This is a genomic window from Arthrobacter sp. 05T444 (genome assembly GCF_056395905.1).
Genome location: NZ_JBFTKK010000011.1, coordinates 1 through 21,678, shown reverse-complemented (window position 1 = coordinate 21,678; position 21,678 = coordinate 1). Strand labels below are relative to the sequence as shown.

18 protein-coding genes and 2 pseudogenes are annotated in these 21,678 nt (G+C 63.9%); 11 read left to right on the top strand and 9 right to left on the bottom strand.

From position 1 onward, the window contains the following. Window positions 1–53: 53 nt before the first annotated feature. Window positions 54–1,031, bottom strand: a complete 978-nt coding sequence (locus AC1DD3_RS12165; RefSeq protein WP_476881830.1) for a LacI family DNA-binding transcriptional regulator — start codon at window positions 1,029–1,031, stop codon at window positions 54–56. A 287-nt stretch (window positions 1,032–1,318) separates the two neighbouring features. Between AC1DD3_RS12165 and uriH the strand changes: the two genes are divergently transcribed. The 3 genes from uriH to AC1DD3_RS12150 are packed head-to-tail and all read left to right on the top strand — an operon-like array spanning window position 1,319 to window position 4,779. Then, the gene (uriH, locus tag AC1DD3_RS12160; RefSeq protein ID WP_230117297.1) at window positions 1,319–2,368 is read left to right on the top strand and encodes a uridine-preferring nucleoside hydrolase UriH; all 1,050 of its coding nucleotides are present in this window, start codon (window positions 1,319–1,321) and stop codon (window positions 2,366–2,368) included. Further along, on the top strand, window positions 2,369–3,796 hold the full coding sequence (gene uriT, locus AC1DD3_RS12155; protein ID WP_476881782.1) for a uridine transporter UriT: 1,428 nt from the start codon (window positions 2,369–2,371) through the stop codon (window positions 3,794–3,796). Further along, window positions 3,793–4,779: a ribokinase gene (locus AC1DD3_RS12150; protein WP_230117299.1), complete on the top strand. Its 987-nt coding sequence runs from the start codon at window positions 3,793–3,795 to the stop codon at window positions 4,777–4,779. Before uriT ends, AC1DD3_RS12150 begins: the two co-directional genes overlap by 4 nt. Window positions 4,780–4,828: 49 nt before the next feature. Here AC1DD3_RS12150 and AC1DD3_RS12145 read toward each other — a convergent pair whose 3' ends face one another. Beyond that, on the bottom strand, window positions 4,829–6,037 hold the full coding sequence (locus AC1DD3_RS12145; RefSeq protein WP_476881781.1) for a M20 family metallopeptidase: 1,209 nt from the start codon (window positions 6,035–6,037) through the stop codon (window positions 4,829–4,831). Further along, complete coding sequence (locus AC1DD3_RS12140; RefSeq protein WP_476881780.1) at window positions 6,034–7,452, bottom strand: MFS transporter; 1,419 nt, start codon at window positions 7,450–7,452, stop codon at window positions 6,034–6,036. The genes AC1DD3_RS12145 and AC1DD3_RS12140 overlap by 4 nt, the downstream gene beginning before the upstream one ends. An 83-nt stretch (window positions 7,453–7,535) precedes the next feature. On the opposite strand from AC1DD3_RS12140, the gene AC1DD3_RS12135 reads away from it, so the two are divergent. Continuing rightward, window positions 7,536–8,345 (top strand): AsnC family transcriptional regulator, encoded by an 810-nt coding sequence (locus AC1DD3_RS12135; protein WP_476881779.1) that lies wholly within the window; start codon window positions 7,536–7,538, stop codon window positions 8,343–8,345. A gap of 28 nt (window positions 8,346–8,373) precedes the next feature. Here AC1DD3_RS12135 and AC1DD3_RS12130 read toward each other — a convergent pair whose 3' ends face one another. Continuing rightward, window positions 8,374–9,009: a dihydrofolate reductase family protein gene (locus AC1DD3_RS12130; protein ID WP_476881778.1), complete on the bottom strand. Its 636-nt coding sequence runs from the start codon at window positions 9,007–9,009 to the stop codon at window positions 8,374–8,376. A gap of 512 nt (window positions 9,010–9,521) precedes the next feature. Here AC1DD3_RS12130 and arfB point away from each other — a divergent pair. Together arfB and AC1DD3_RS12120 are read left to right on the top strand one after the other, a co-directional pair. Then, entirely contained in the window at window positions 9,522–9,944 is a 423-nt protein-coding gene (gene arfB, locus AC1DD3_RS12125; RefSeq protein WP_476881777.1) for an alternative ribosome rescue aminoacyl-tRNA hydrolase ArfB, read from the top strand. 233 nt (window positions 9,945–10,177) lie between these two features. Then, on the top strand, window positions 10,178–10,801 hold the full coding sequence (locus tag AC1DD3_RS12120; protein ID WP_230117304.1) for a hypothetical protein: 624 nt from the start codon (window positions 10,178–10,180) through the stop codon (window positions 10,799–10,801). A 23-nt stretch (window positions 10,802–10,824) separates the two neighbouring features. On the opposite strand, the gene AC1DD3_RS12115 is transcribed toward AC1DD3_RS12120, so the two are convergent. The 3 genes from AC1DD3_RS12115 to AC1DD3_RS12105 form a co-directional block, all read right to left on the bottom strand. Next, window positions 10,825–11,907 carry an LLM class flavin-dependent oxidoreductase gene (locus AC1DD3_RS12115; protein ID WP_476881776.1) on the bottom strand — a complete coding sequence of 361 codons (1,083 nt, stop codon included), beginning with the start codon at window positions 11,905–11,907 and terminating at the stop codon, window positions 10,825–10,827. Beyond that, a complete protein-coding gene (locus tag AC1DD3_RS12110; protein ID WP_476881775.1) occupies window positions 11,904–12,554 on the bottom strand; it encodes an alpha/beta hydrolase in 651 nt (216 codons plus the stop codon). Before AC1DD3_RS12110 ends, AC1DD3_RS12115 begins: the two co-directional genes overlap by 4 nt. A gap of 250 nt (window positions 12,555–12,804) precedes the next feature. Next, on the bottom strand, window positions 12,805–13,743 hold the full coding sequence (locus AC1DD3_RS12105; RefSeq protein ID WP_476881774.1) for a LysR substrate-binding domain-containing protein: 939 nt from the start codon (window positions 13,741–13,743) through the stop codon (window positions 12,805–12,807). Between the two features lie 239 nt (window positions 13,744–13,982). Between AC1DD3_RS12105 and AC1DD3_RS12100 the strand changes: the two genes are divergently transcribed. From AC1DD3_RS12100 to AC1DD3_RS12090, 3 genes and pseudogenes are all read left to right on the top strand, one after another. Continuing rightward, complete coding sequence (locus AC1DD3_RS12100) at window positions 13,983–15,101, top strand: PrpF domain-containing protein (protein WP_476881773.1); 1,119 nt, start codon at window positions 13,983–13,985, stop codon at window positions 15,099–15,101. Between the two features lie 13 nt (window positions 15,102–15,114). Then, entirely contained in the window at window positions 15,115–16,563 is a 1,449-nt protein-coding gene (locus tag AC1DD3_RS12095; RefSeq protein WP_476881772.1) for an SLC13 family permease, read from the top strand. Window positions 16,564–16,689: 126 nt separating this feature from the next. Beyond that, a pseudogene (locus tag AC1DD3_RS12090) lies at window positions 16,690–17,503 on the top strand (MBL fold metallo-hydrolase). 230 nt (window positions 17,504–17,733) lie between these two features. On the opposite strand, the gene AC1DD3_RS12085 reads toward AC1DD3_RS12090, so the two are convergent. After that, entirely contained in the window at window positions 17,734–18,570 is an 837-nt protein-coding gene (locus AC1DD3_RS12085; RefSeq protein WP_476881771.1) for a cation:proton antiporter domain-containing protein, read from the bottom strand. Window positions 18,571–18,671: 101 nt separating this feature from the next. Between AC1DD3_RS12085 and AC1DD3_RS12080 the strand changes: the two are divergent. Then, window positions 18,672–19,552 (top strand): annotated as a pseudogene (locus AC1DD3_RS12080) (helix-turn-helix transcriptional regulator). Window positions 19,553–20,267: 715 nt separating this feature from the next. Then, window positions 20,268–21,353 (top strand): SDR family oxidoreductase, encoded by a 1,086-nt coding sequence (locus AC1DD3_RS12075; protein WP_476881770.1) that lies wholly within the window; start codon window positions 20,268–20,270, stop codon window positions 21,351–21,353. Window positions 21,354–21,443: 90 nt separating this feature from the next. Here AC1DD3_RS12075 and AC1DD3_RS12070 read toward each other — a convergent pair. After that, window positions 21,444–21,678: zinc-ribbon domain-containing protein (locus tag AC1DD3_RS12070; protein ID WP_476881769.1), on the bottom strand; the 235-nt coding region annotated here is incomplete at its 5' end.

Genomic DNA, 21,678 nt, shown 5'->3' with positions numbered 1-21,678 from the left:
GCGAGAGGCTGGTCAAGCGAACGCGTGGAAGGCGTCCAGAAGGGGCAAGCCGGTCAGCCGGTCGAACCCCGGACCACCAACGAGCTGTCAAGCGTCACATGCGGTTCCTCGAGCTCCAGTCCTGCCATGAGCCCGCGGAGCTGCTGGCCCGCTTTGCGCCCAAGCGGCATGGCCGGCAGATGCACACTGGTCAGGCCGGGGTTGCTGGTTGCCGAATAAGGCAGGTCGTCGAAGCCTGCCACGGCCAGTTCCTGCGGAATGAGGACTCCGGCCACACGCGCTTCCTGCAGAACACCGTAGGCGTGCGTGTCGGTACCGCACACGACGGCGGTGACTCCGGAACGCTGCCACTGCGGCCAGGCCAGGGCGAACGCCTCGGCGGCCGCGCCGACATCGATCGTGGTGCTGATGATGCAGTCGGGCGGCACCGATATTCCGCGCGCCTTGGCCTCCTCGAGGAATGCGTTGCGCCGCACATCGAAGGTGGCCGTGCCTGTCACGCTGTCGACGTATGCCGCACGCGTGTGCCCTGAATCGGCCAGGTGCGTCGCCAGCTCACGTGCGCCGTGCGCGACGTCCAGGTTTACGGAGGCGGCGTAGGCCTCCAGTCCGGGTGCATCAAGCAGCACCAGGGGCCCGGCTGCAGACAGTTCTTCGAGGAAGCCGGCGTTGGGGGCATCCACCAGGAGGCCGGCGGGCCGGAGCGCCATGAGCTTCCGGACGTCCTCGGCCTGGGGAAACTCGCCGGCGTCGGTGACGGACAGCAGCAGCTGGTAGTCGGCGCCAAGGGTCTCCCGGACCCCGGCGATCACCTTGGCGAAAAAGGGGTTGGAGATGTCCGGCGCCACCAGGATGACGATCGAACTCACGCCTTTGGCCAGCGAGCTCCCAATGCCGTCCACCACATAGCCCAGCTCGGAGATGGCCTCCCGCACGCGCGAAATGTTGTCCTCGGACACGCGCCCCCGGGTTTTCCCGTTGGCCACCAGGGACACCGTGGCGGTGGAAACGCCGGCGCGCTGGGCCACCATCGCCGCCGTGACGCGGGGTGCCCTGCCGCTGGGCCGGTCGATGGTGTCCATGTATCGATCGTAGCCAAGGTTTCACGGTTCAGGCATCACTTGGCATCAAGCGCTTGACGAAATTCACGTTAAGCGCTTGACGTATGGCAGTGAACGATGTCAGAATTCCTGTGAATGCTTAGCGCCCTGCTTGGGCGAGGCACCCAATCCCCACGCGGCAAAGCACCAAAAAGGTTCAGCCCGCCGTCGGACTCGGTTGCCCGGCACCGGCAGGCCCCAATGACGTGGAGACAACAATGGAAACCCAGCCCATAACACCGGCGCGCAAGAAGATCATTCTTGACTGCGACCCTGGACATGACGACGCCGTGGCATTGCTGCTGGCTCACGGCAACCCGGATATCGAACTGCTCGCCGTCACCACCGTGGTGGGCAATCAGACCCTGGAAAAGGTCACCCGCAACGCACTCTCGATAGGCACGATTGCGGGCATCACCGGCGTTCCGTTCGCCGCAGGCTGCGACCGCCCCTTGGTCCGCACCATCGAAACCGCCCCCAGCATCCACGGCGAGACCGGCATGGACGGCCCCGACCAGCCCCAGTCCACCATCGACCTGGACCCGCGCCACGCCGTCGACCTGATCATCGAAACCGTGATGGCGCATGAGCCGGGCACGGTCACCCTGGTCCCCACCGCCGGACTGACCAACATCGCCATGGCGGTCCGGAAGGAACCGCGCATCGTGGAGCGCGTCAAGGAAGTTGTCCTCATGGGCGGCGGTTACCACGTGGGCAATTGGAGTGCCGTGGCTGAATTCAACATCATCATCGACCCCGAAGCCGCACACATCGTGTTCAACGAAAAGTGGCCGGTGGTGATGGTTGGCCTCGACCTCACGCACCAGGCGTTGGCCACCCCGGAGATTGTCGACCGGATCGCAGCCATCGGCACCAAGCCGGCCAGGTTCGTCATGGAACTGATGGAGTTCTTCACCAAGGCCTACAAGGACGCGCAGGGCTTCGACTACCCGCCCGTCCACGATCCGTGCGCAGTGGCCTACGTCATTGACCCCACCGTGATGTCCACCCGCAAGGTCCCGGTGGACATTGAGTTGCAGGGCAAGCTGACGCTCGGCATGACCGTCGCCGACTTCCGCGTGCCGGCCCCGGACGACTGCCACACGTCCGTTGCCGTGGACCTTGACCATAAGAAGTTCTGGGATCTCGTCACAGACGCGATCGTCCGGATCGGAGAGCCCGACGGCGGCGCTCCGGCCACCCTGGCAGGCGACGTCACCGCTTCAGGTGCCGTTACCGCAGGTGTCATTGCAGGAGGGGCCAAGTAAATGACCACCCTCATCTCCGACACCAAGTCCACCCGCGGCAACGTCACCGCGCTCGTGGTCGCATTGCTGGCCGCCTGCGTGGCCTTCCAGCTCAACGCCTCCATGCTCAGCCCGGCACTGGTCACGATGGGCAACGAGCTTCACACGGATCAGGCCGTCATCGGGCTGTCCCAAACCTGGTTCTTCACGGCCGCGGCCTTGTTCTCGCTCTTCCTGCCGCGCCTCAGTGACATCGTGGGGCGAAAGAAGATCCTTCTGGGCATGATGCTGCTGATGGCCGCGGGCTCGGTCATCGCCGCCCTCGCTCCCGACGTCACGTGGCTCTTCGTGGGCCGCATCATCCAGGGCGTCAGTGGCCCGACCGTCCCCCTTTGCCTCATCATGCTCCGCTCTGCGGTCAGCAACCCGCGTAAATACGGTGCCCTCATGGGCCTCATCACTGCGGTCAACGGCGGCGTGGCCGGCGTTGACTCGTTTGTTGGCGGCTACTTTGCCGAGCACTTCGGTTTCCGCAGCATTTTCTGGCTCATGGTTGTCCTGGCTGTTGCCGCGACGGTTCTGATTGCCGTCCTGGCCGGCGAGAGCAAGCCGGCTGCAGGCACCACCATGGACTGGCTGGGCGTATTCTTCATCGTGATCGCGGTGGGAGCACTCCTGACTGCACTGAACGAAGGCTCCAGGCTCGCTGCGGCCTTCTCTGCGGGTACCTTGATACTCGCCATCGGCCTGGTCGTGGTGGCCGCCGTCGCGTTCTTCGCGTTCTGGATGGTGGAGAAACGTGCCAAGTCGCCCATGGTGGAAACTGCGCACCTTCGCCAGCGCTCAACCTGGGCACCGCTGCTCACCACCACGCTCACCATGACCGGAATTTTCGCCGTCATCAACGGCATCGTCCCGGCATACGTTCAGGCAGCCGACCCGGGCTTCGGCGTCGGCCCCACCGAAATGGCCCTGCTCATCCTCACGCCGTACGCCCTCCTGGGCTGGATCTTCGGTCCGATCAGCGGCCGTCTGGCTCCCGTCCTGGGCTACACGAAGGTCCTGCGCATCGGGCTGCTGGGCAGCCTCGCTGCCCTGGCGATCATCGCGTTCCTCGGCCTGAACAACCTGCCGATGATGATGCTGGGCACGGCTTTGCTGGGGATCATGTACGCCGGTACGGCCAACATCATGCTGAACGGGCTTGGCGTGGTTCTCTCGCCGCACGGCAATCCCGGCTTCCTGCCTGGCATGAACGCCGGCGCCTTCAACCTCGGCGCGGGGCTGAGCTTCCTGGTCCTCCCGGCAGTCCTGGTCGCGACATCGTCCGTGGGGGACGCGAGGGCGTCATACCTGACCGTTGTGGTCGTGGGCCTTGCCATCACCACGGCAGCCTTCGCCGCGTCCCTTCTGATCCCCAAGCCCGCCGACGCCGAGGTCACCGAATGAGCACACAAGCCAGCGGGCGCGCGGCGTCCAGGATCGTCGTCGTTGGTTCCCTCAACGCCGACCTCACCATCTACTGCGACCGTCTCCCCCAGCCGGGCGAGACGGTCCACGGGAACAGCTTCGCCGTCAATCCGGGCGGCAAAAGCGCCAACCAGGCGGTGGCTGCCAGCAAACTGGGCGGCCAGGTCAGCCTGGTGGGCGCCATTGGCGACGACCCGAACGGCGCCATGCTCCTTGAGTCGACGGCACGAGCCGGGGTGGACGTCTCGCGCGTCCGCCGCGCGGCCGATGCCGCCACCGGCGTCGCCGTCATCTCGGTCGATGCCGTCGGCGAGAACAGCATCATCATCTCGGCCGGCGCCAACGGCACCCTGACCTCGGCAGACGTCCAGGGCGCCGCGGACGTTTTCAACGACGCCGCAGTGGTCTGCCTCTGCCTGGAGGTCGGCCTCGACACTGTTGCGGCCGCCGCCCAGGCAGGTCACGACGCCGGCGCAACGGTTCTGCTGAACCTCTCTCCCTATGCCGAGGTACCGGGAGCTCTTGTCGGGTTGACCGATGTGTTGCTGGTGAATGCGCATGAGGCTTCCTTGTTCCTGGGGAAGGAGGCTATGCCCGGTTCCAACCTGGACGCGGCTGAATGGGAGCCGGTTCGCAAGCAGTTTGCTGACCGTGGCTTGCAGCGGGTACTGGTGACGCTGGGTGCCCACGGTTCCGTCGTGCTGGATTCCCTAGCCGCCTGCACACAACAAATCACGCTCATCCCGCCTACCAAGGTCGTAGCCGTTGACACCACCGGAGCCGGCGACGCTTTCACGGGCGCAGTAGCAGCGCGGCTGGCAGGCGGGGAATCATTGGCCGAGGCGGCCGCGTTTGCCTCCGTTGCTGCGGCCTTGGCCGCCACCAAGAAGGGCACCCAGGCCGCCTATCCGGACACCGCTGAGGTAGAGCTCCGGCGCGGCAGCCACGCCCGCAGGAGCTGATGCTCCGCCTCTGTACAAATGGCCTGGGCCGTGACTGGACCAGAGATCCCTACACCTCCGTTCGTCGGAGCAGCCGCTCCCTCTGCTCCGGGTCCAGGGCCGCAGCACACGCAGCAGCGGCCAGGCCGAACGCGCCGTCAATGACAGCCTTATCCGCACCCGCCGAAGCGCCGAAGGCGGCGAACTCTGCGGTGTGGTGTGCGGCGCCCCGCACGTCGTAGCGGATCATGGGGTGAATGCTCGGCACGAGCTGCGACACGTTTCCCATGTCCGTGGAGGCCACTGGCTGGGCGTTGAATGCAACTTCCCTGCCCTTGACCGTCATAGCCGCCCGGTAGGCCTCTGACAGGAACGCGTCCTGACGGAGTTCTGCGTAGTCGTTGCCCGTGGGTGTGACCTGAAGGGTGCTGCCGCTCGCATGGGCACCGGCTTCAAGGCAGCGCCTCACCTTGTCCTGGATCAGCCGCAGGTTGTCGATGCTGGCGGCCCGCATTTCAATGTTGGCCCGGGCCCGCTCTGGGATGACATTGACGGCGCTCCCGCCTTCCGTCACGATCAGCGAAACGATCGAACCATAAGGGAGTTGCTGCCGGGCCAGGGCAATGGCGGTCTGCGCGACTACGAGCGCATCGAGGGCATTGACACCTTCCGAAGGAGCCGCGGCGGCATGGGCGGGACGACCCTCGAAAAGCACGTCCCACATGCACATGGCCAAGGACGAACCACCCACCACGTCCGTTGCCGCAGCGTGCGCCATCATGGCCAGCGATACGTCGCCATAGAAGCCCTCGTCTATCAAGTCCACTTTGCCGCCGGTGGTCTCTTCCGCGGGCGTTCCGAGCACTTTGACGGTGAGGCCCAGTTCGTCGGCCACGGCCGCCAGCGCCAGCGCTGCCCCCACCGCGCTGGCCGCGTTCACGTTGTGCCCGCAGGCATGACCGATGGCGGGCAACGCGTCGTACTCAACGCAGAGTGCCACCACAAGCTCGCCGGATCCGAAACGCGCGCTGAATGCCGTGGGCTGCGCAGGCTGCGGGGCATCGAAGCTGAACCCGGCCATCCGCAGTACACGCCTCACGCGCTTGGCAGCACGGAATTCGTGGGCACCAAGCTCCGGATCCGCATGGATGGCGTGGCTCAGATCCAGGATCTCCGGCTTCCGGCGCTTCACGGCGGCCTCGAGGGCGGTTTCGATGTCGCCCCGGGATACGGGAACGACGGCGGCCCCTCGCCTGTCGCTGTTAAGTCCAGTGGTCATGACGCCACCCCGGCAGGCTGGCGCTTGGGGTAGCGTGCACTCGCGGCGGCGGCGATCAAAGCCGCCGCTGCCAGGGCACCCCAGATGGACAATAGTCCGGTTTCTGTGATGTGCCCGGACTCGGCCGAGGCTGAGGAGATCAGCTTGACCACCGCAGCCCCCACCGCGATGCCGACGGACAATGCCAACTCATTGAGCCCGGCCGCCGTCGAGGTCTCCCCCACAGGGACGCCTTCGACGGACAGCGCACGGGTTCCCGCCTGGTACATCCCCAGGCTCAGGTTGAACATGGCGAAGCCGACGCAGTAGCCCGGGAGCGATCCGTGGGCCACCACCATCACCAGGAAGCCACCGGCCAGCAGGACACCGGCGAAGACGAGGGTGGCGCGTTCGCCGAACTTCCTGAGCGCCTTGGCCGTCAGCAGTGAGGAAGCCAGGGAAAGAACCGAGGCCAATGCAAGGACAATCGCTATCGTCAGCGGGCTCAGGCCGAATCCGTAACCGGTCTTGTCCGGGTTGGAATGCAGGAAAATGCCGTTGGTACCGAAGTAGCTGATGGACGCGAAGCCGAAGAAAAATGTGGCGAGCGAGACGGTGCGGATCCGCGGATTCACCAGCATCCGCAGGTCCATAAACCTGCGGCCCTCGGTGGCGCTGAAGTCCCGCTTGGCCCAGTACGCCAGCAGGGCAATCCCTGCCACGCCGGCCGCCGGAGTCCTGGCGTCGAGCCAACCCCATTCAGGCGCCATCGAGAGCGCAACGACAAAACCAATCAGCCCGAGCGAGCAAGCCGCGAGCGGCGCCAGGGCGATGCCCTCACGCGTCGGGATCCCGGCGTCGGGCAGTACGAACGAGCACGCGAAGGCGACCACGGCGAACGGTACCGCCACCCAGAAGCCGAGCGTCGGGTCGGTGACACCGATGATGCCGCCGAACAGCCCGCCGGCTCCCACCATGATCATCAGCATGCCGATCATGACGCTCACGCCGGTACGCGTGTGGGCCGGGGCGCTGACCCGCAGGATTCCCATCATGAGTGGAATGAAGCCCACCACACAGGTGAGCATGACCACGCCCGCCGTCACAGTCCACAGCGACGGCCAGAGCGCCATTTGAAGCACGCCGACCGTCACAACACCGGTGGACCAGCGCAGCACCAGCCGGTATCCGTAGCTGTCGCCGAGCCTTGAAATGATCGGCGTGAGGACGGCAAAGCTGACATTGGAGATGAGGAAGATGCCGTTGATGGTGGGGTCGTCAATTTCGAAGACGGGTCCCAGCGCGGGCAGGATGGGATTCAGGTATCCCTGTGTGACCCCGCTGAGCGACTCAATGAGTGCCATTGCCAGGATCACTCCCGCAATGGTCCTGCGCGTTGTGACTGCCACCGCAGGAGGTGCTGTCTTGCTTGCCATATGATTCCTTGTGGTCCAGGGCGTATTCGCCAGTGGTGATGCGAGTCACAACGCTATGCCTCCCGTTTACACTGACTTTGAGATTGTTCGAAACCCACTTGAGGCCCAGCGAGGGTGAGGCGCTCATCGAGCGCCTGTTCGCCCAGCCGGCGTTCGGCACTGTCTCGCTGGTCACTGGCTCGCACGACCTCTTTGTGGACTGCTTTGCGTCCAGCCACGACGAACTGATGGACTTAGTCACCGGTTCGTTTCCGGGGTTGCCTGGCGTCACGCATCGCGAGGTTGTTTTCGTCACAAAGCTGTACCGGCAAGCATCAGAATGGCGCAGCGGGACGCTGGAACCTGCACGCGCCCGGCTCGTGTCGGCGGAACCACTGCCTGAGCAGCCCGCGTACTCTCCGGACCGGCTGGATGCGGCACTGTTGGAAGAGCTCGCCAATGATGGGCGGGCCAGTTGGGCGGAGCTGGGTGCCGCATGCGGCGTCTCGCCCCAAACAGCACGACGACGCGTGGAACGGTTCCTGGCCACAGGTTACATAGCGCTGCGCTGCGATACGTCGACGGCGGCCCAACAGGGACTGCGGGAAGTCACCTTGGTTCTGAACGTCCCCGCGCACCACGTTGACGACGTCGGCCGCTACTTCGCGGCACTCAGCGACTGCCGCCTCAGCGCTCAAGTTCTCGGCGCGCAGAATCTGCTGGTTACCCTGTGGGTCCGTGACTACCTGGAGGTCCAGGCCTACGAGCGCGAACTGGCCGATCGGGCTCCAGGAAGTGCAGTCATCTCCCGACAGGCCGTCGTGCGGACATTCAAGCGCATGGGCCACGTCCTGGATGAATCAGGCTGCAGCCGCAGCGTGGTGCCGCTGCCGCTGTGGACGGAAGGTCTTTAAGGCGGACCAACTCGAGTTGATTCCCCCGTCACTTGCTGCCGCCGCCCGGCGGACCGCTGAGCACGGTGGGGACGTACTCGAGCAGCTGGAGCCGGCCGTCGAAGGTCCGGCTGTCCACCATCTCGAGCGAAATGTCCGGATAGCCGTCGTAGATCCGCTCCCGCCCGGTGCGCCCCGTGATCACCGGGAAGACGACCACCCGGAACCTGTCCACGAGGCCAGCGGCCAGCATCGACCGGGAGAGGCTGAGGCTGCCGAGGGTGCTCAAGGGCCCGGCACCGGCCCGTTTCATCTCCGTCACGGCCTCCACCGCGTCACCGGTGACCAGCTTCGAGTTCGGCCACGTCAGGGGACCCTGCAAGGTGGAAGAGAAGACGACCTTCGGCACGGCGGCAAGGCCAGTCAAGGCGGTGCCCTCATCCTTGGAGAACCCGGAGCCCCCGGCCGCCGCCTCCTGTGACATGCCGGACATCAGCCGATATGTGTTCGCCCCGAGAATGAAGGTGTAGTCCTTCTCCCCCTCCTGCTCGAGCCAAGCCAGGTATTCCGGCCCCTCCAGGCCCCACCAGCCGGGCCACCCCTCGGCCGAGGCATACCCATCCAGGGAAATGATCAGGTCGACCATCAGTTCCGCTGATGGCGCCTCCGCAGTTGTCTCGCCCATGGCCGGCTCCTCGATCTGATCGACGTCAATGTCCGCTGGGCCCCGGCCAGGACGGCCGGTTCCCGTCCGGGTCTAACCAAGCCAGGCCGAGTCCCTCACGGACACCACGCTGTCCAGGTGCGTCCTCGACGCGCCCGTGCCGGTAATGCTATCCCTGCAGCGATCAGACGTTCAAGAGACCGCGTTGACCCAGGGAAGGTCTGTGGAGCGCCACGGACAGGCTGCCCACGCGATCCCCGCCCAAGAGCACCATCCTCGGGCGGAACTGACGAGTCAGGACTGCGGCTTCCGCAGGAACCGGGCCCGGACAGCGAAGGACCCCGCAGCACGAGTCAGCGATGCGGGGTCCTTCTAGGTCAATGCCTCTGCGAATGGGGGAACGCGGAGACACTGCAACCAAATTATCGTCAGTAGGCTTAGTTTCCAAATCGCGGGCGCCGCTCCCCCGGTTTGCCGTCGCAACGGACACCCCTACGGCGGTGTATTCGCCCAAGTTGTGCAACGCTGGTTGCATGGATCTGAAAGTGTCGCCCGCGCTTATGATTCCCGCGTCGGAACTGCGCTGGCGGTTCTCGCGTTCGTCCGGGCCAGGCGGTCAACATGTCAACACCTCGGACAGCCGCGTCGAGCTCTCGTGGGACGTCGGCAACTCTGTGGCGCTGTCTGACGACAAACGGCAGCTGCTGGTCACACGTCTCGGGCGACGACTCATCGCCGGCGTGATCACCGTGACCGCATCCGAGCAGCGCTCTCAGCTGCGCAATCGCGAGATCGCCCTGGCCAAGCTCTCAGACCTCGTGGCAGAGGGTCTTGCTCCAGGAGCGGCCCTCCGCCGGGCAACAAAACCCACCCGGGGCTCGAACCGTCGGCGCCTCGCTGCAAAGGAACAGCGTGCGGCGACGAAACGGCAACGACAGCGGCCGTCCGCCGAATAGCACCGTCCAGTTCACAATTTCGGCCACGGGGGCAGCGGGAGCGTGTTACCAGGAGCCCTAAGCCTTACGGGAACGCAAGCACCTTGACCGGCCACCGGCCTGAGTCCAATATTGAGTCACCGCACCTGAGGAGCCGAGCCGGCGGGCCCGCGGAGGTGATATGCGGACCGCCAATACGCACACACCTGCTTGTTGGCCAAGCTCTCCCCTGAGCTCTTCGATAGGAATCCCCAATGGCAATCGTTCAGGCAATTGAGTACGTCGGAGACATCGCTGCTGCCGTCGATGAAACCGCAAAGAAGGTTGCTTCGGCCGCGCAAGAGGTTGAAAAGACATTGAAGGCGGTCTACGAGGCGGTCGACACCGATGACACGGTCGCGATACGCATGGCGAACTTGACGAACTACTCGTTCCTACTGACGAAAGAAGCGCACAAGCAAGGCAAATGGGCGGACGACCCAGGTCTCGGGCACAATGTCCTACCCCCTGCCCAGATTGACGCGTGGCAGCTGGCCGGATGTTTGACAAAGGATTCCGGCCTACTGACTGGCACAAAGGGAAAGCTCCACTACACAACTGAAGTCGGGGGCGACAAGCATTTCGGAGTTTTCCACTGGGACAACCCTGGGCCAGTCTCGCTCCAACGGAATGACGCGTGGGCTGTATCGGGCAAGCTGGATTTCGAGAACGGGAAGCTCGTCATCACCTGGCCTCCGACTTTGGACTCGGACGTCATTAAGGTGATGGCTTTTATCTCACCGGAGAACAAGGCGCGTGCCCTATACGTGATTGTTAGCACCGACCTATCGCCGGAGGCAGAAGAACATCTCACATCGAAGCTCCAATTGGTAAATTGAGCGCCGTGACTGGCCAGCCTGGTCTATGTCTGGGGACAGGGCTGGATTCCCTGCTTAACGTTGCTTAACGGTTTGGGCTTCAGCGCCGCCCGGACAGCGGGCAGCACCTCGGTCGCCAGCAGCCCGATGGAGCGCAGGGTCGCCGCCTGCGACAAGCCGCCCAGACCGACCTGCGCGAGGAAGCGAGTATGGCCCAGAATCTCGTGCTCCCAAAGGATCTTGTCGATGATTTCGGCCGGGCTGCCAGCGAATAGCGCGCCGCGCGGGCCCGCCCAGGCCTCGAAGCCTGCACGATCGAGCCGCCCCCTGCGCGGCATGTTCTGGCCGATGTATGACGAATAGTGCGGGAAGAACGTGTCCTTCGCTCCCTGCGAGGTCTCCTCGACGTAGAAGTGCGAGGTCACTCCGATCTGACCAGGCATCTGGCCTGCCTCTGCGGCGGAGCGCCGATACAGTTCGGCCAGGGGTGCGAACCGCTCCGGTCCGCCGAGGATCGCCAGGTACAACGGCAGCCCCAGCTTTCCGGCACGCACCGCCGAGGCAGGCGTCCCGCCGACCGCAGCCCAGATCGGCAGAGCTGCCTGGGCCGGTCGCGGCCAGATTCCTGCATCTTTCAGCGGCGGACGGGTGGTTCCGTTCCAGGTGACGGGGTTTTCGTCGCGGATCCGCAGCAGCAGCTCGAGCCGGTCCTCGAAGTACTCGTCGTAGCGCTCCAGCGGCTGGCCGAAGAGCGGGAAGGATTCCAGATAGGCGCCGCGTCCGGCGGTGATTTCGGCGCGTCCGGCGCTGATGAGATCGAGCGTCGCGAAGTCTTCGAAGACGCGGACGGGATCGGCGCTTGAGAGTACGGTGACTGTGCTGGTCAGGCGGATTCGCGTGGTCTGCGCGGCCGCTGCGGCCAGCAGGACCGGGGGCGAGGACACCGCGAAATCCTCCCGGTGGTGCTCGCCGACGCCGAAGACATCCAGCCCGGCCTGGTCGGCGACCCGCGCCCATTCAAGGATGTCGCGGGTGCGCGCACCGGCATCCATCGGCTTTCCCTCGGCGTTGCGGGTGAGCTCGCCGAAGGTGAAGATGCCGATCTCGAACGGGGTGGCGGCGCTCATGCTCGGGCCACCGCCTGGGGACCGACCTCGGCGGCGAGGAAGTCACGCACGTCGTCAAGCTCGGTTGCGTTGATGCCATGAGCCAGTCCCGGATAGACCCGCTCGATCAGCGAGGTGTGCTGTGGAAGGTACTCGCTGCTGCGCGTGATCGCCACGGGGGCGATGACCCTGTCTTCGGAGCCTCGGCCCCAGAACAGGCTCGGGCGACTGCCGCGCAGCGTCTCGTCGCCCGGCTGTGGTGCGCCCAGCACGAATCCGCCCAGCACGACGGGGGCCACCACCCGTTCGGGCCGCGCGCGCAGCAGCTGGCTTGCCATGAGCCCTCCCTGCGAGAACCCGATGGGCACGAGGCGGGTGCCGGGGTCCACGTTTGTCTCGACCCAGGCCCAGATGGCGTCGGTTGCTTTCTCCACCGGCCCGGACTCGGGGTTTCCGGGCGTGGTGATCGAGAACCATGCCGCCCCGCCGTTGCCGAGCTCAATCGGTGCCCGCAGGGATGCCCAGGGCAGGTTCAGCCCAAGCACCGGCGCCAGCGAGCCCAAATCGTGCTCGTTGGAGCCGAATCCATGCAGAAAGAGTGCGACCGCTTCGGGAACCGGATTGGTGGTCCAGCCGTGCGAGCGCACGTCGCGCAGTGTGGTGTTCATTCTGAGGATCAGCTCCTGGGGCTAAGGGGATCCGGAATCGGCGTGCGGCTCGGGCGCCGCCCGGATCCGCGGGAGGTATGGAACGAACGGCCATCACCGGCCACAGGCACGGTAGCGGGCAGTTGACCGCCTTCAACGATACACCCGATTACTTGCAGCTTCAACTAAATGAACCGGATCGGACGGCTGTCCAGGTTGTCCGCAACCACGGGGCAAGCAGTCTGCCGGCATCGAGCCCCATGCCATGCGATTAGAGATAATCGCTGGCTCGCTCGCGGGCAATTTCCAGGAGCGTGGTGTGGAATGCGACCTCTGACGGGGCGTAGACCTTGTCTTGGCGTTGGGCCAGCAATACCCGTCGCAGTGGGGCGGCAGGACCGAGACTGAGCACCTTGACGTCAGGGTGCTGGAGGGCCACGGCAGTTTTGGGCACCATGGCCACGCCCATTCCAACGCTGACCATGGCCTGTGCCTCTTGGTAATCGTTGGCCAGGAAGCCAATGGTCGGCTCGAACCCGGCATCGTGGGCGGAACGTTGAAGGACCTCCACCACCGGGTGGGCCTCCGCGCGAACTATCCACGACTCCTTTCGCAGGTCCTCCATCTTCACCTCATCCCGGTCGGCGAGTGGGTGCCCGCGGGCTACCAGGATTACAGTGCTTTCCTGGAAGACTTCCGTTACCCGGATGGAATCGTCTTGGAACCGATTCCAGGAATAGTCCCAGAGCAGGCACAGTCCGGTGACTCCTGCCTCGAGGTCCGACACAAGTTCGTCAAAGCGCGCGCTGCGCACCGAGAGTCCGATTGCCGGGTATCTCTTCTTAAAGGCGCGGATAACAACGGGCAGGAAAGACCCTGCCAACGTCGGAAACGTACCGACGGTCAAAGAGCCGCGTCTGAGACCGGCGATCTGGTCCAGGTCGGACTGTGCCGCCCGCATCTGCCCAACGATCTTGCGGGCGTGCCCAGCCAGCACCTGGCCAGCCTCGGTAGGCACAACCCCACGGGAGCGGCGGTTGAGCAGCGGCTGCCCCACCTCCTGTTCGAGTTTCCGCAGCTGCTGGGAAACTGCCGACGGGGTGTACATCATCAACTCAGCCGCAGCAGTAATCGATCCCTGCTCGACGACCTCCACCAGCAGGGCCAAACGACGGATGTCGAACAAATTGTGTCCTTCATCGTTAAGCAATGGTTCACCCTTCTGTTCGTTTAGTTCATTCTATGCAATCACGAGGAAATCTGCGTGACAGCGGGGACACATCTCGTCCAAGAAGGGCCGGAAAATGGAACTTTGGGCGTTGAATGCCAATGAGTTAAGTATCTCTACATCCCCCCTCAAAAATTGAACATTGTCTTCATTTGTGATCCGGCTCATTCTTTTATCAGGCCCCTGACCAAAGCGCGGCACGGAGAGATGTAGGAAACACGATGAAGATAGAAGCTGAATGGATGCGCGGAGGCACCAGCAAGTGCTGGGTCTTCGAAACGGAGCACCTGGACGAAACCCGCACCAGCTTGGACGATCTGCTTCCCCGGCTGTTCGGAAGTCCCGACCCCAGACAGATTGACGGTGTCGGCGGAGCAACTTCGACAACCAGCAAAGCGATGATCCTTCGTCGTCCGTCCGACAAGGATGTTGACGTCGAGTTCACCTTCGCTCAGGTCGGCATCGAAGAGGCGGCAGTGGACTGGGGGAGCAACTGCGGGAACTGCTCCGCGGTTGTCGGCCTTTACGCGATCGAAAAGGGATGGGTGATTCCCCACGGAGACGTCACCCGGATCGTCACCCGCAACACCAACACCGGCCAGATCATCGTCCAGCGGGTCGCCACTCCCGCAGGGGCCCTGCCCATCGTTCCGGAAGCTCAGATGCCCGGGGTTGCGTTTCCCGGCTACCGGGTCGGTCTCGGCTTCCAGGATCCAGCGGGCAAGACCACAGGAGAATTGCTGCCCACCGGTGCAGCGACAGACACGATAACCGCTGGTGGAACACGCTGGACTGTTTCAATGGTCGACGCCGGAGCGCCGGTTGTGATGGTCCGTGCTGAAGAGCTCGGCCTGGATCCCGCCCGGTACGACAGCTGGGTCGCCGGGGTGGAATTGCAGCTGGAAACTTTGGAGCATATCCGTCGACAGGCCGCCGTCCGGATGGGGCTGGTACAAACAACGGCAGAAGCTGCCCGAGCCATCCCCAAGCTCGCGATTGTCGCCTCCCCTACCCAGCCGGACGCGGACAGCGACGTCAACGTCATGATGCTCTCGATGGGCAAGCCCCACCCGGCGCTGGCCATCACCGGCAGCATCGCCTTGACCCTCGCCGCCGGCACCCCGGGCACCGTACTAAACAGCATCACGGGCGACACTCCGCGGCCCACGCTGAGACTACGCACTCCTGCAGGGGTGATCGAGACCTGGAGCGAGGAGCGCGACGGGACCCTGCTGGTCGGCGTCGACCGAACGGCCCGCACCATTGCCACCACCATCATCCACCTCCCGGAGGCTCTCGGCAGCGCTGCCGAAGCCTCACTAGCATCAGCCACTCAATGAGGAGCCACCGATCATGACTAAGACTATTTACGAGCCTGCTCCCGAGGCAGAGAGCAGAATCCGGGAAGACCGTCCCAAGCGCCCCAACCGTCGCCGCCGTATCCTGCTGATATCGGTAGCCGCGATCGCGATCCTCGGTCTGGTTGCCCTCGTGTTCGGGGGAGCCATTTTCAACCCCGCGGCCACCCCGGAATCGGAGTCGCCCATGACCGCTACCCAGATCATCCCGCTCGTCATACTTGTCGTGATGTTCGTCGTCGCCACGAAATGGCCACTGAACATCGGGGTGATGGGGCTGGTGGCGTCGTTCGGCGTCGGCTACTTCATGCTCGGAATGAGCGACAAGGAGATCCTTCAGGAATTCCCGGCCAGCATCGTTCTGACGATCATCGGCGTCACCTACTTCTTCAGCATGGCCCAGCGGAACGGGACCATCGACATCATCGTGCAGACCTGTGTGCGCCTCGTCAGGGGCAAGACACTGCTGCTCCCATGGGTGTTCTTTCTTATGGCTGCTGCGCTGACCTCTTTAGGCACCTTCTCCCCCGCCGCCGTCGCACTTCTCGCACCTGCAGCCATCGGCTTCGCCTACGAATCGCGCATTCACCCCGTACTCATGGGCGCGTTCATCATCAACGGAGCCCACGCGGGCGGGTTCTCCCCACTGTCCGTTGCCGGCGTGCTGGTACACGACATCGCGCTGAAAAACGGCTTCCCCATCTCCCAGGGCGGACTCTTTGCCGCCAGCTTCGCCCTCAATCTCATCCTTTCGGCCCTGACGGTCGTACTGTTTGCCCTTCTGGGCAAACTGCGCGACGGTGAAGGCACCCAGCATGTCGACGCTGACGCGCCCCGCACCACGCGTCCGCACGGCCAGCAAATCCTCACGCTGGTGCTGATCGCTGCGATGCTCGTCTGCACCCTGGGCTTCCACATGCCGATCGGCTTTGTCGCCCTCTCCGCCGGCCTCCTCCTGGCACTGATCAACATCAAAGAACACCGGACCTTCATCAGCGGCATCTCCTGGTCTACCGTCCTGCTGGTGGCCGGCATGATCACCTACGTCTCACTGCTCCAGCACGTCGGCGTCATCGACACCCTCGCCCAACAAGCCCTCGCCCTGGGTGCGCCCCTGCTGATCGCTCTGGTCCTTTGCTACGTGATTGGCGTCGGCTCAGCCTTCGCCTCCTCCACGGCATTGCTGACCGCATTCATCCCCCTGGCCGGTCCCCTCTTGGCGTCCAGTTCGCTGAGCGCTTCGGGAACCGTCGCCGCGCTCGCAATCGCCGCGACAGTGGTGGATGTCTCTCCCTTCTCCACCGACGGTGCCCTCGTTGTCGCCAACGCCCGGGAGAACGACCGCCAACGCGTCTACAAGCAGCTGATGATGTACGCGGGTGGAGTGGTCCTGGTTGCCCCCGCGCTGGCATGGGCCCTGTTGGTTCCGACTGGAATCATGTGACCCGTGCACCAACTCAATTGATACCGCAACGACCTCTCTTCCTAGGACACTTTCGCGTGCCATAGTCTGGGCACGCCAGCCTGCGGCCGAAGGCGGGAAGCACACGACGCTTAGAAGGGATCGACCATGCTGATCTGCGCAACCTGCGGTGTCGAACGCGACGAACCTGCCCCCGGGGTCTGCCCGATCTGCAGCGATGAGCGGCAGTATGTGGCCCAAGGACGGACAAAAGTGGCTCACGCTGGACGGGCTGGCGCAGGAGGGCCAGCAGACATTGTTGAAGCAGAATGAGCCGGGACTTGTCGGGATCGAGACGGAGCCAAAAGTTGGGATCGGCCAGACCGCTCAGCTTGTGGTGACACAGGAGGGTTCGCTGCTGTGGGATCCGGTCGGATATGTCGATGACAACGCTGTGCAGGCAGCGCTCGAGCGCGGCCCGGTTCTGGCGATCGCCGCTAGCCATCCGCACATGTTCGGTGTGCAGGTCGAATGGTCGCATCGGCTCGGTGGCGTCCCTGTACTTGTGGCGGACGCAGACCGGCGATGGCTGGGGCGCAACGATCCGGTCATCGAATACTGGTCCGGCAGTCAAACCATCGCCGAAGGGTTGACACTGCACCAAACCGGAGGGCACTTCCCGGGCAGCGCGGTGGTGCACTGGGCTGCAGGAGCGGGCGGCAGAGGAGTTCTGCTGACCGGTGACAGCGTGTTTCCGAACCCAGACCGTCGCTCCATCGCATTCATGCGCAGCTACCCGAATCGCTTGCCGCTTTCCGGCGCAGTGGCGTTGCGAATCGCCGCGCAGCTGGAAGAGCTCAACTTCGACCGGATCTACGGCAACTTCAACAATGTAATCGCGTCGGTAGCCAAGGCCGTTCTGCACGATTCCGCCCAACGGCACGCTGCGTGGGCGCGAGGAGACTTCGACCATTTGACCTGAACCGTCCATTTCCCCTTGAGCGTTAGTTTGGGATCGAAGGCGGCGGAGGACTCAAATCTCTCGTGCGGCACAGCGATTGGATCCCGTCACACATCGCCAGCGAATTGGGCCGGCGGGTTTTTGGTTGTCGGCGCATTGGGTTCGATGTTCATGATTTCCTTACTTGCTGGTGTTTCCGCCAGCGGTGAGCACGGCTACCGTGATGAGGCTGCGACCAGTTCCGAGGACTGTCAGTCGTATGTTTCGACGCCGGTCAGGCGTTGTTCTTCGACATCAAGCCTGGTCTGAAGTCGCCGGGCGACGCTGTCATCGACCGTGCCAGCGAGGCGGAGCCCCAGAAGTGCTTCGCGTTTCCTGTCGAGTAGGGCTCGGCGGAGCGTGATTTCTTCCTGATGTGGTTGCATGGTGGTCTCGGGAACGGAACCACCTTTCAGAGCCTGTATGACCGACAGATGGGATCGATATTCGTCCGCGACGCGGCCGTGGACTTCTGCGCTGGTCCTGAGTTCGTGGGCGAGTTCGTCAACGGCGGAGACGGCGGCGGCAGCAATGCCCAGTTCGGCCAGGCGGAGTTCCTCCTCTTCAGGTTCATCGGGAAGCTTGGCCCAGCGGACTACGGCGGGCAGCAGAGGGCCTTGGACGAGCATGGTCAGCACTATGACGGCGGCGCTGATGAAGATGATGTCCTCGCGTCCAGAGAGCGGGGTGCCGTCATTAAGTGCCGATGGCACGGACAGCGCGATAGCGAGGGAAACCGCCCCGCGGAAGCCAGCAATGGAGCTCACGACCCGGGCCCGGTAGGTCATCCGGCGCGGGCGTTGGGAGGGGCGCCTGTCCAGAATTCGGATGACGGCGACGCTCACGGTCTGGAACACGAACCGGATGATGATGAGAACCAGCCAAACGGCAACCGTGGTTAGCAGGAGCCGTCCCACGTCCTGGGGGTTGATTTCGTGCACGGCAGCCTGCAAGATGACCGAGTTGTCCAGAAGGATCATGAAGTAGCTGACGAGGATGATCGCCAGGATCGCTGCCGGGTGAGGAGCGGTTGCGCGTTCAGGTTTCATGCTTTCAATGCAACCGTGATTCCTTACGGGCCGGGAGTCACGGCCGTTCGGGTAACGCCAGCGCCTCCCTCGTCCCGCCGACCGCGCGTAGCGTGGACGCCATGACACACAGCGACGACGTGCGGAAATTCCTGACCTCCCGGCGTGCAAGGATCACGCCCGAGGAGGCCGGCCTGCCGGTCTATGGCGGCAACCGGCGCGTTACCGGGCTGCGCCGCGAGGAAGTCGCCATGCTCGCCGGGATGAGCATCGATTACTACATACGCCTTGAGCGGGGAAACCTCTCCGGCGCCTCGGACAGCGTCCTTGAAGCACTCGGGCGTGCCCTGAAGCTCGACGACGCCGAAACGGCCCACCTTTTGACCTTGCCCGCGCCGCCACCGCCTCCCCCCGGGTGCGGCGCAAGCGCAGCCCGCAGACGGTACGGCCGAGCGTGCAACGCGTCATCGATGCGATCACGACGGCGCCGGCCTGGGTCCGCAACGACCGCGGGGATGTACTCGCCGCCAACGAACTGGGCCGTGCCCTTTATCTGGACATGATGGCAGAGGGGCTTACTCCGCCGAACAGCGCTCGCTTCACCTTCCTGAATCCGAAAGCGCGGGGGTTCTTCGCCGATTGGGAACGCGCAGCGGACGACGTCGTCGCAGTCCTGCGCTCCACGGCCGGGAAAAACCCGTACGACAAGGACCTCACGGACCTGATCGGTGAACTCTCAACCCGCAGCGAGGAGTTCCGCACCCGGTAGGCCCGTCACGACGTGAAGTACCACCGAGCTGGCCGCAAACGGCTCCACCACCCGATTGTTGGCGACTTGGACTTGAGCTTCGAAGCGCTTGAACTGCCCGCAGACCCGGGACTGCGCATCAACGTCTACACAGCAGATCCCGGGACACCATCCGAGGACGCGTTGAAAGTCCTCGCCAGTTGGGCCGTTACCCAGCGGAACACCGCAGAGGCCGCAGTCATGGACAAGAAATAGACGAGACCGTGCCTCCGCTGTCCTGGTCGTCGGAGCCACCGGCAGCATCGGCCGCTACGCTGTGGCCGAAGCACGGTAGCAGGGATAGGCGGTCCGGCACTCGTAGGTGACCAGGCCGCAGTCCGCATTCTTCCCGAAGGGGTGGACTTGGTGATCGGCGACCTGACCCGTCCGCGAGCGTGAACACTTGAGCGCCCGACAGCTTCGACGGGTCCGGGCTGCCGACGGATGCCTGTTCACAAGCATGCAAGTACTAGGAGCCACGGCACCGGCCTTGCACAACAGGTGAAGGCCGGTGTTCCGCAGAATCCGCCGAGAGGTCAAGGAGCCAGCGCCTCCTCCCTGGTCAAGGCTGTAAGTGTCCAACGCAGGTGTGCAGTGGTCTCCTCCGAATCGAGTTCCCTCAGCAGGAAAGCCTCGGACGGACTGCGTCCGCACGGCTGCTCGGCGGTTTCCGGCGGCTGGCCCTGAACTTACGTAAAGCTGGACCGTGATTATTGTCGTAGAGTCACACATCGCCGGAATTAAGGCGGCGTAGTCTTTCATAGGCAGCGTTATTTTCCGGAAGGAAGCCCACTAGTACCATGGGGCCTCCCCGGCGCGTTCCCGTCCGGCGCCATAGGCTGCAGGATGGCAATAAAACCCGCCGAACCGGTGAGCCCCCGGCCATTCCGGTACGAGGCCCTCACCAAGAAAGTCAGGCACAGTGACGTCCGTGGCCCTCAACGCCGACAAAAACCACAACAAGACAGCGCTGGTTGTAGGTGCAAGCGGCATCGCCGGTTCAGCAATCGTCGAAAAACTGGGTGAAAACGATGGCTGGACCGTCCTTACGTTGTCCCGGAACCCCGTTTCCGGTGGGCAGCCTAGACACGTATCCGCCGATCTCCTATCCACAGACAGCCTCGCCCAGGCACTCAGCGATGAGAAACCAACGCACATCTTCTTCACCGCCTGGTCCAGGCAGAGTACCGAGCAAGAGAATATCCGCGTCAATGCGGCCATGCTCCGAGACCTTCTCGCTGCCCTGGAGCACGCCCCGGTCGAACACGTGGCTCTGATGACTGGTCTGAAGCACTACCTGGGCCCGTTTGAGACCTACGGAGCGGGCCCGATTCCGGAGACCCCCTTTCGTGAAGAAGCACCACGGCTCCCGGCCCCGAACTTCTACTACGCGCAAGAAGACGAGCTGTGGGCGGCAGCAGAAAGGCAGGGATTCCGTTGGTCCGTGCACCGATCACACACCGTAATCGGCCACGCCGTCGGCAACGCAATGAATATGGGACTGACTTTGGCGGCACAAGCTTCCATCTGCAAAGAGCTGGGCCGCCCCTTCGTGTTTCCAGGCTCCGAGACTCAATGGAACAGCCTCACGGACATGACCGACGCTGACCTCCTTGCCGAGCACATGATATGGGCAGCCACCACCGATGAAGCACACAATCAGGCCTACAACGTGGTCAACGGCGACGTCTTCCGATGGCGCTGGATGTGGCCGCAAATAGCTGCCTATTTTGGCGTCGAAGCAGAAGGTTTTGAGGGCTCCCCGCGTCCGCTGGAGGAACAGATGCAAGGCATGGAATCCGTGTGGTCCCAGATTGCCGCCAATCATGGCCTGGCGGAGGCAGACTTATCAAAGATTGCATCGTGGTGGCACACGGACGCCGATCTTGGACGCCACCTCGAGGTGCTCGCGGACATGGGCAAAAGCCGCGTGGCTGGTTTCACCGGATACCGGAGGACGGATGACTCCTTCCGCCAGCTGTTTGACCGCTACCGCAGCGAAAAAATCATCCCCTGACCGCCCCCATGAGACCACCGGGTCGCTGACCCTTCTCACACGTGTGGTTGGCCACCGATAGCCAGCAATTCCGGACTGGTGCTTCCGCTGTCAGCGGGTCAGCGCGTTTTTCTGGCGGGAGTTGATCGTTGACATCTGTCCGCAGTTCGAGCAGGTGATGCGGTAGGACCTGGACATGGTGAAGAGGGGTATGAAGAACAGCGTGAATTTGGTGGCGCGTTCTTCGAGGTGGTGGTGGACGGAGAGCCCGCAGGACTGGCAGGTGGCAACCCGGCCAGGCAAGGAGCGCAGGACGGTTTTGAGACCAAAGAGCAGAAGCATTGTT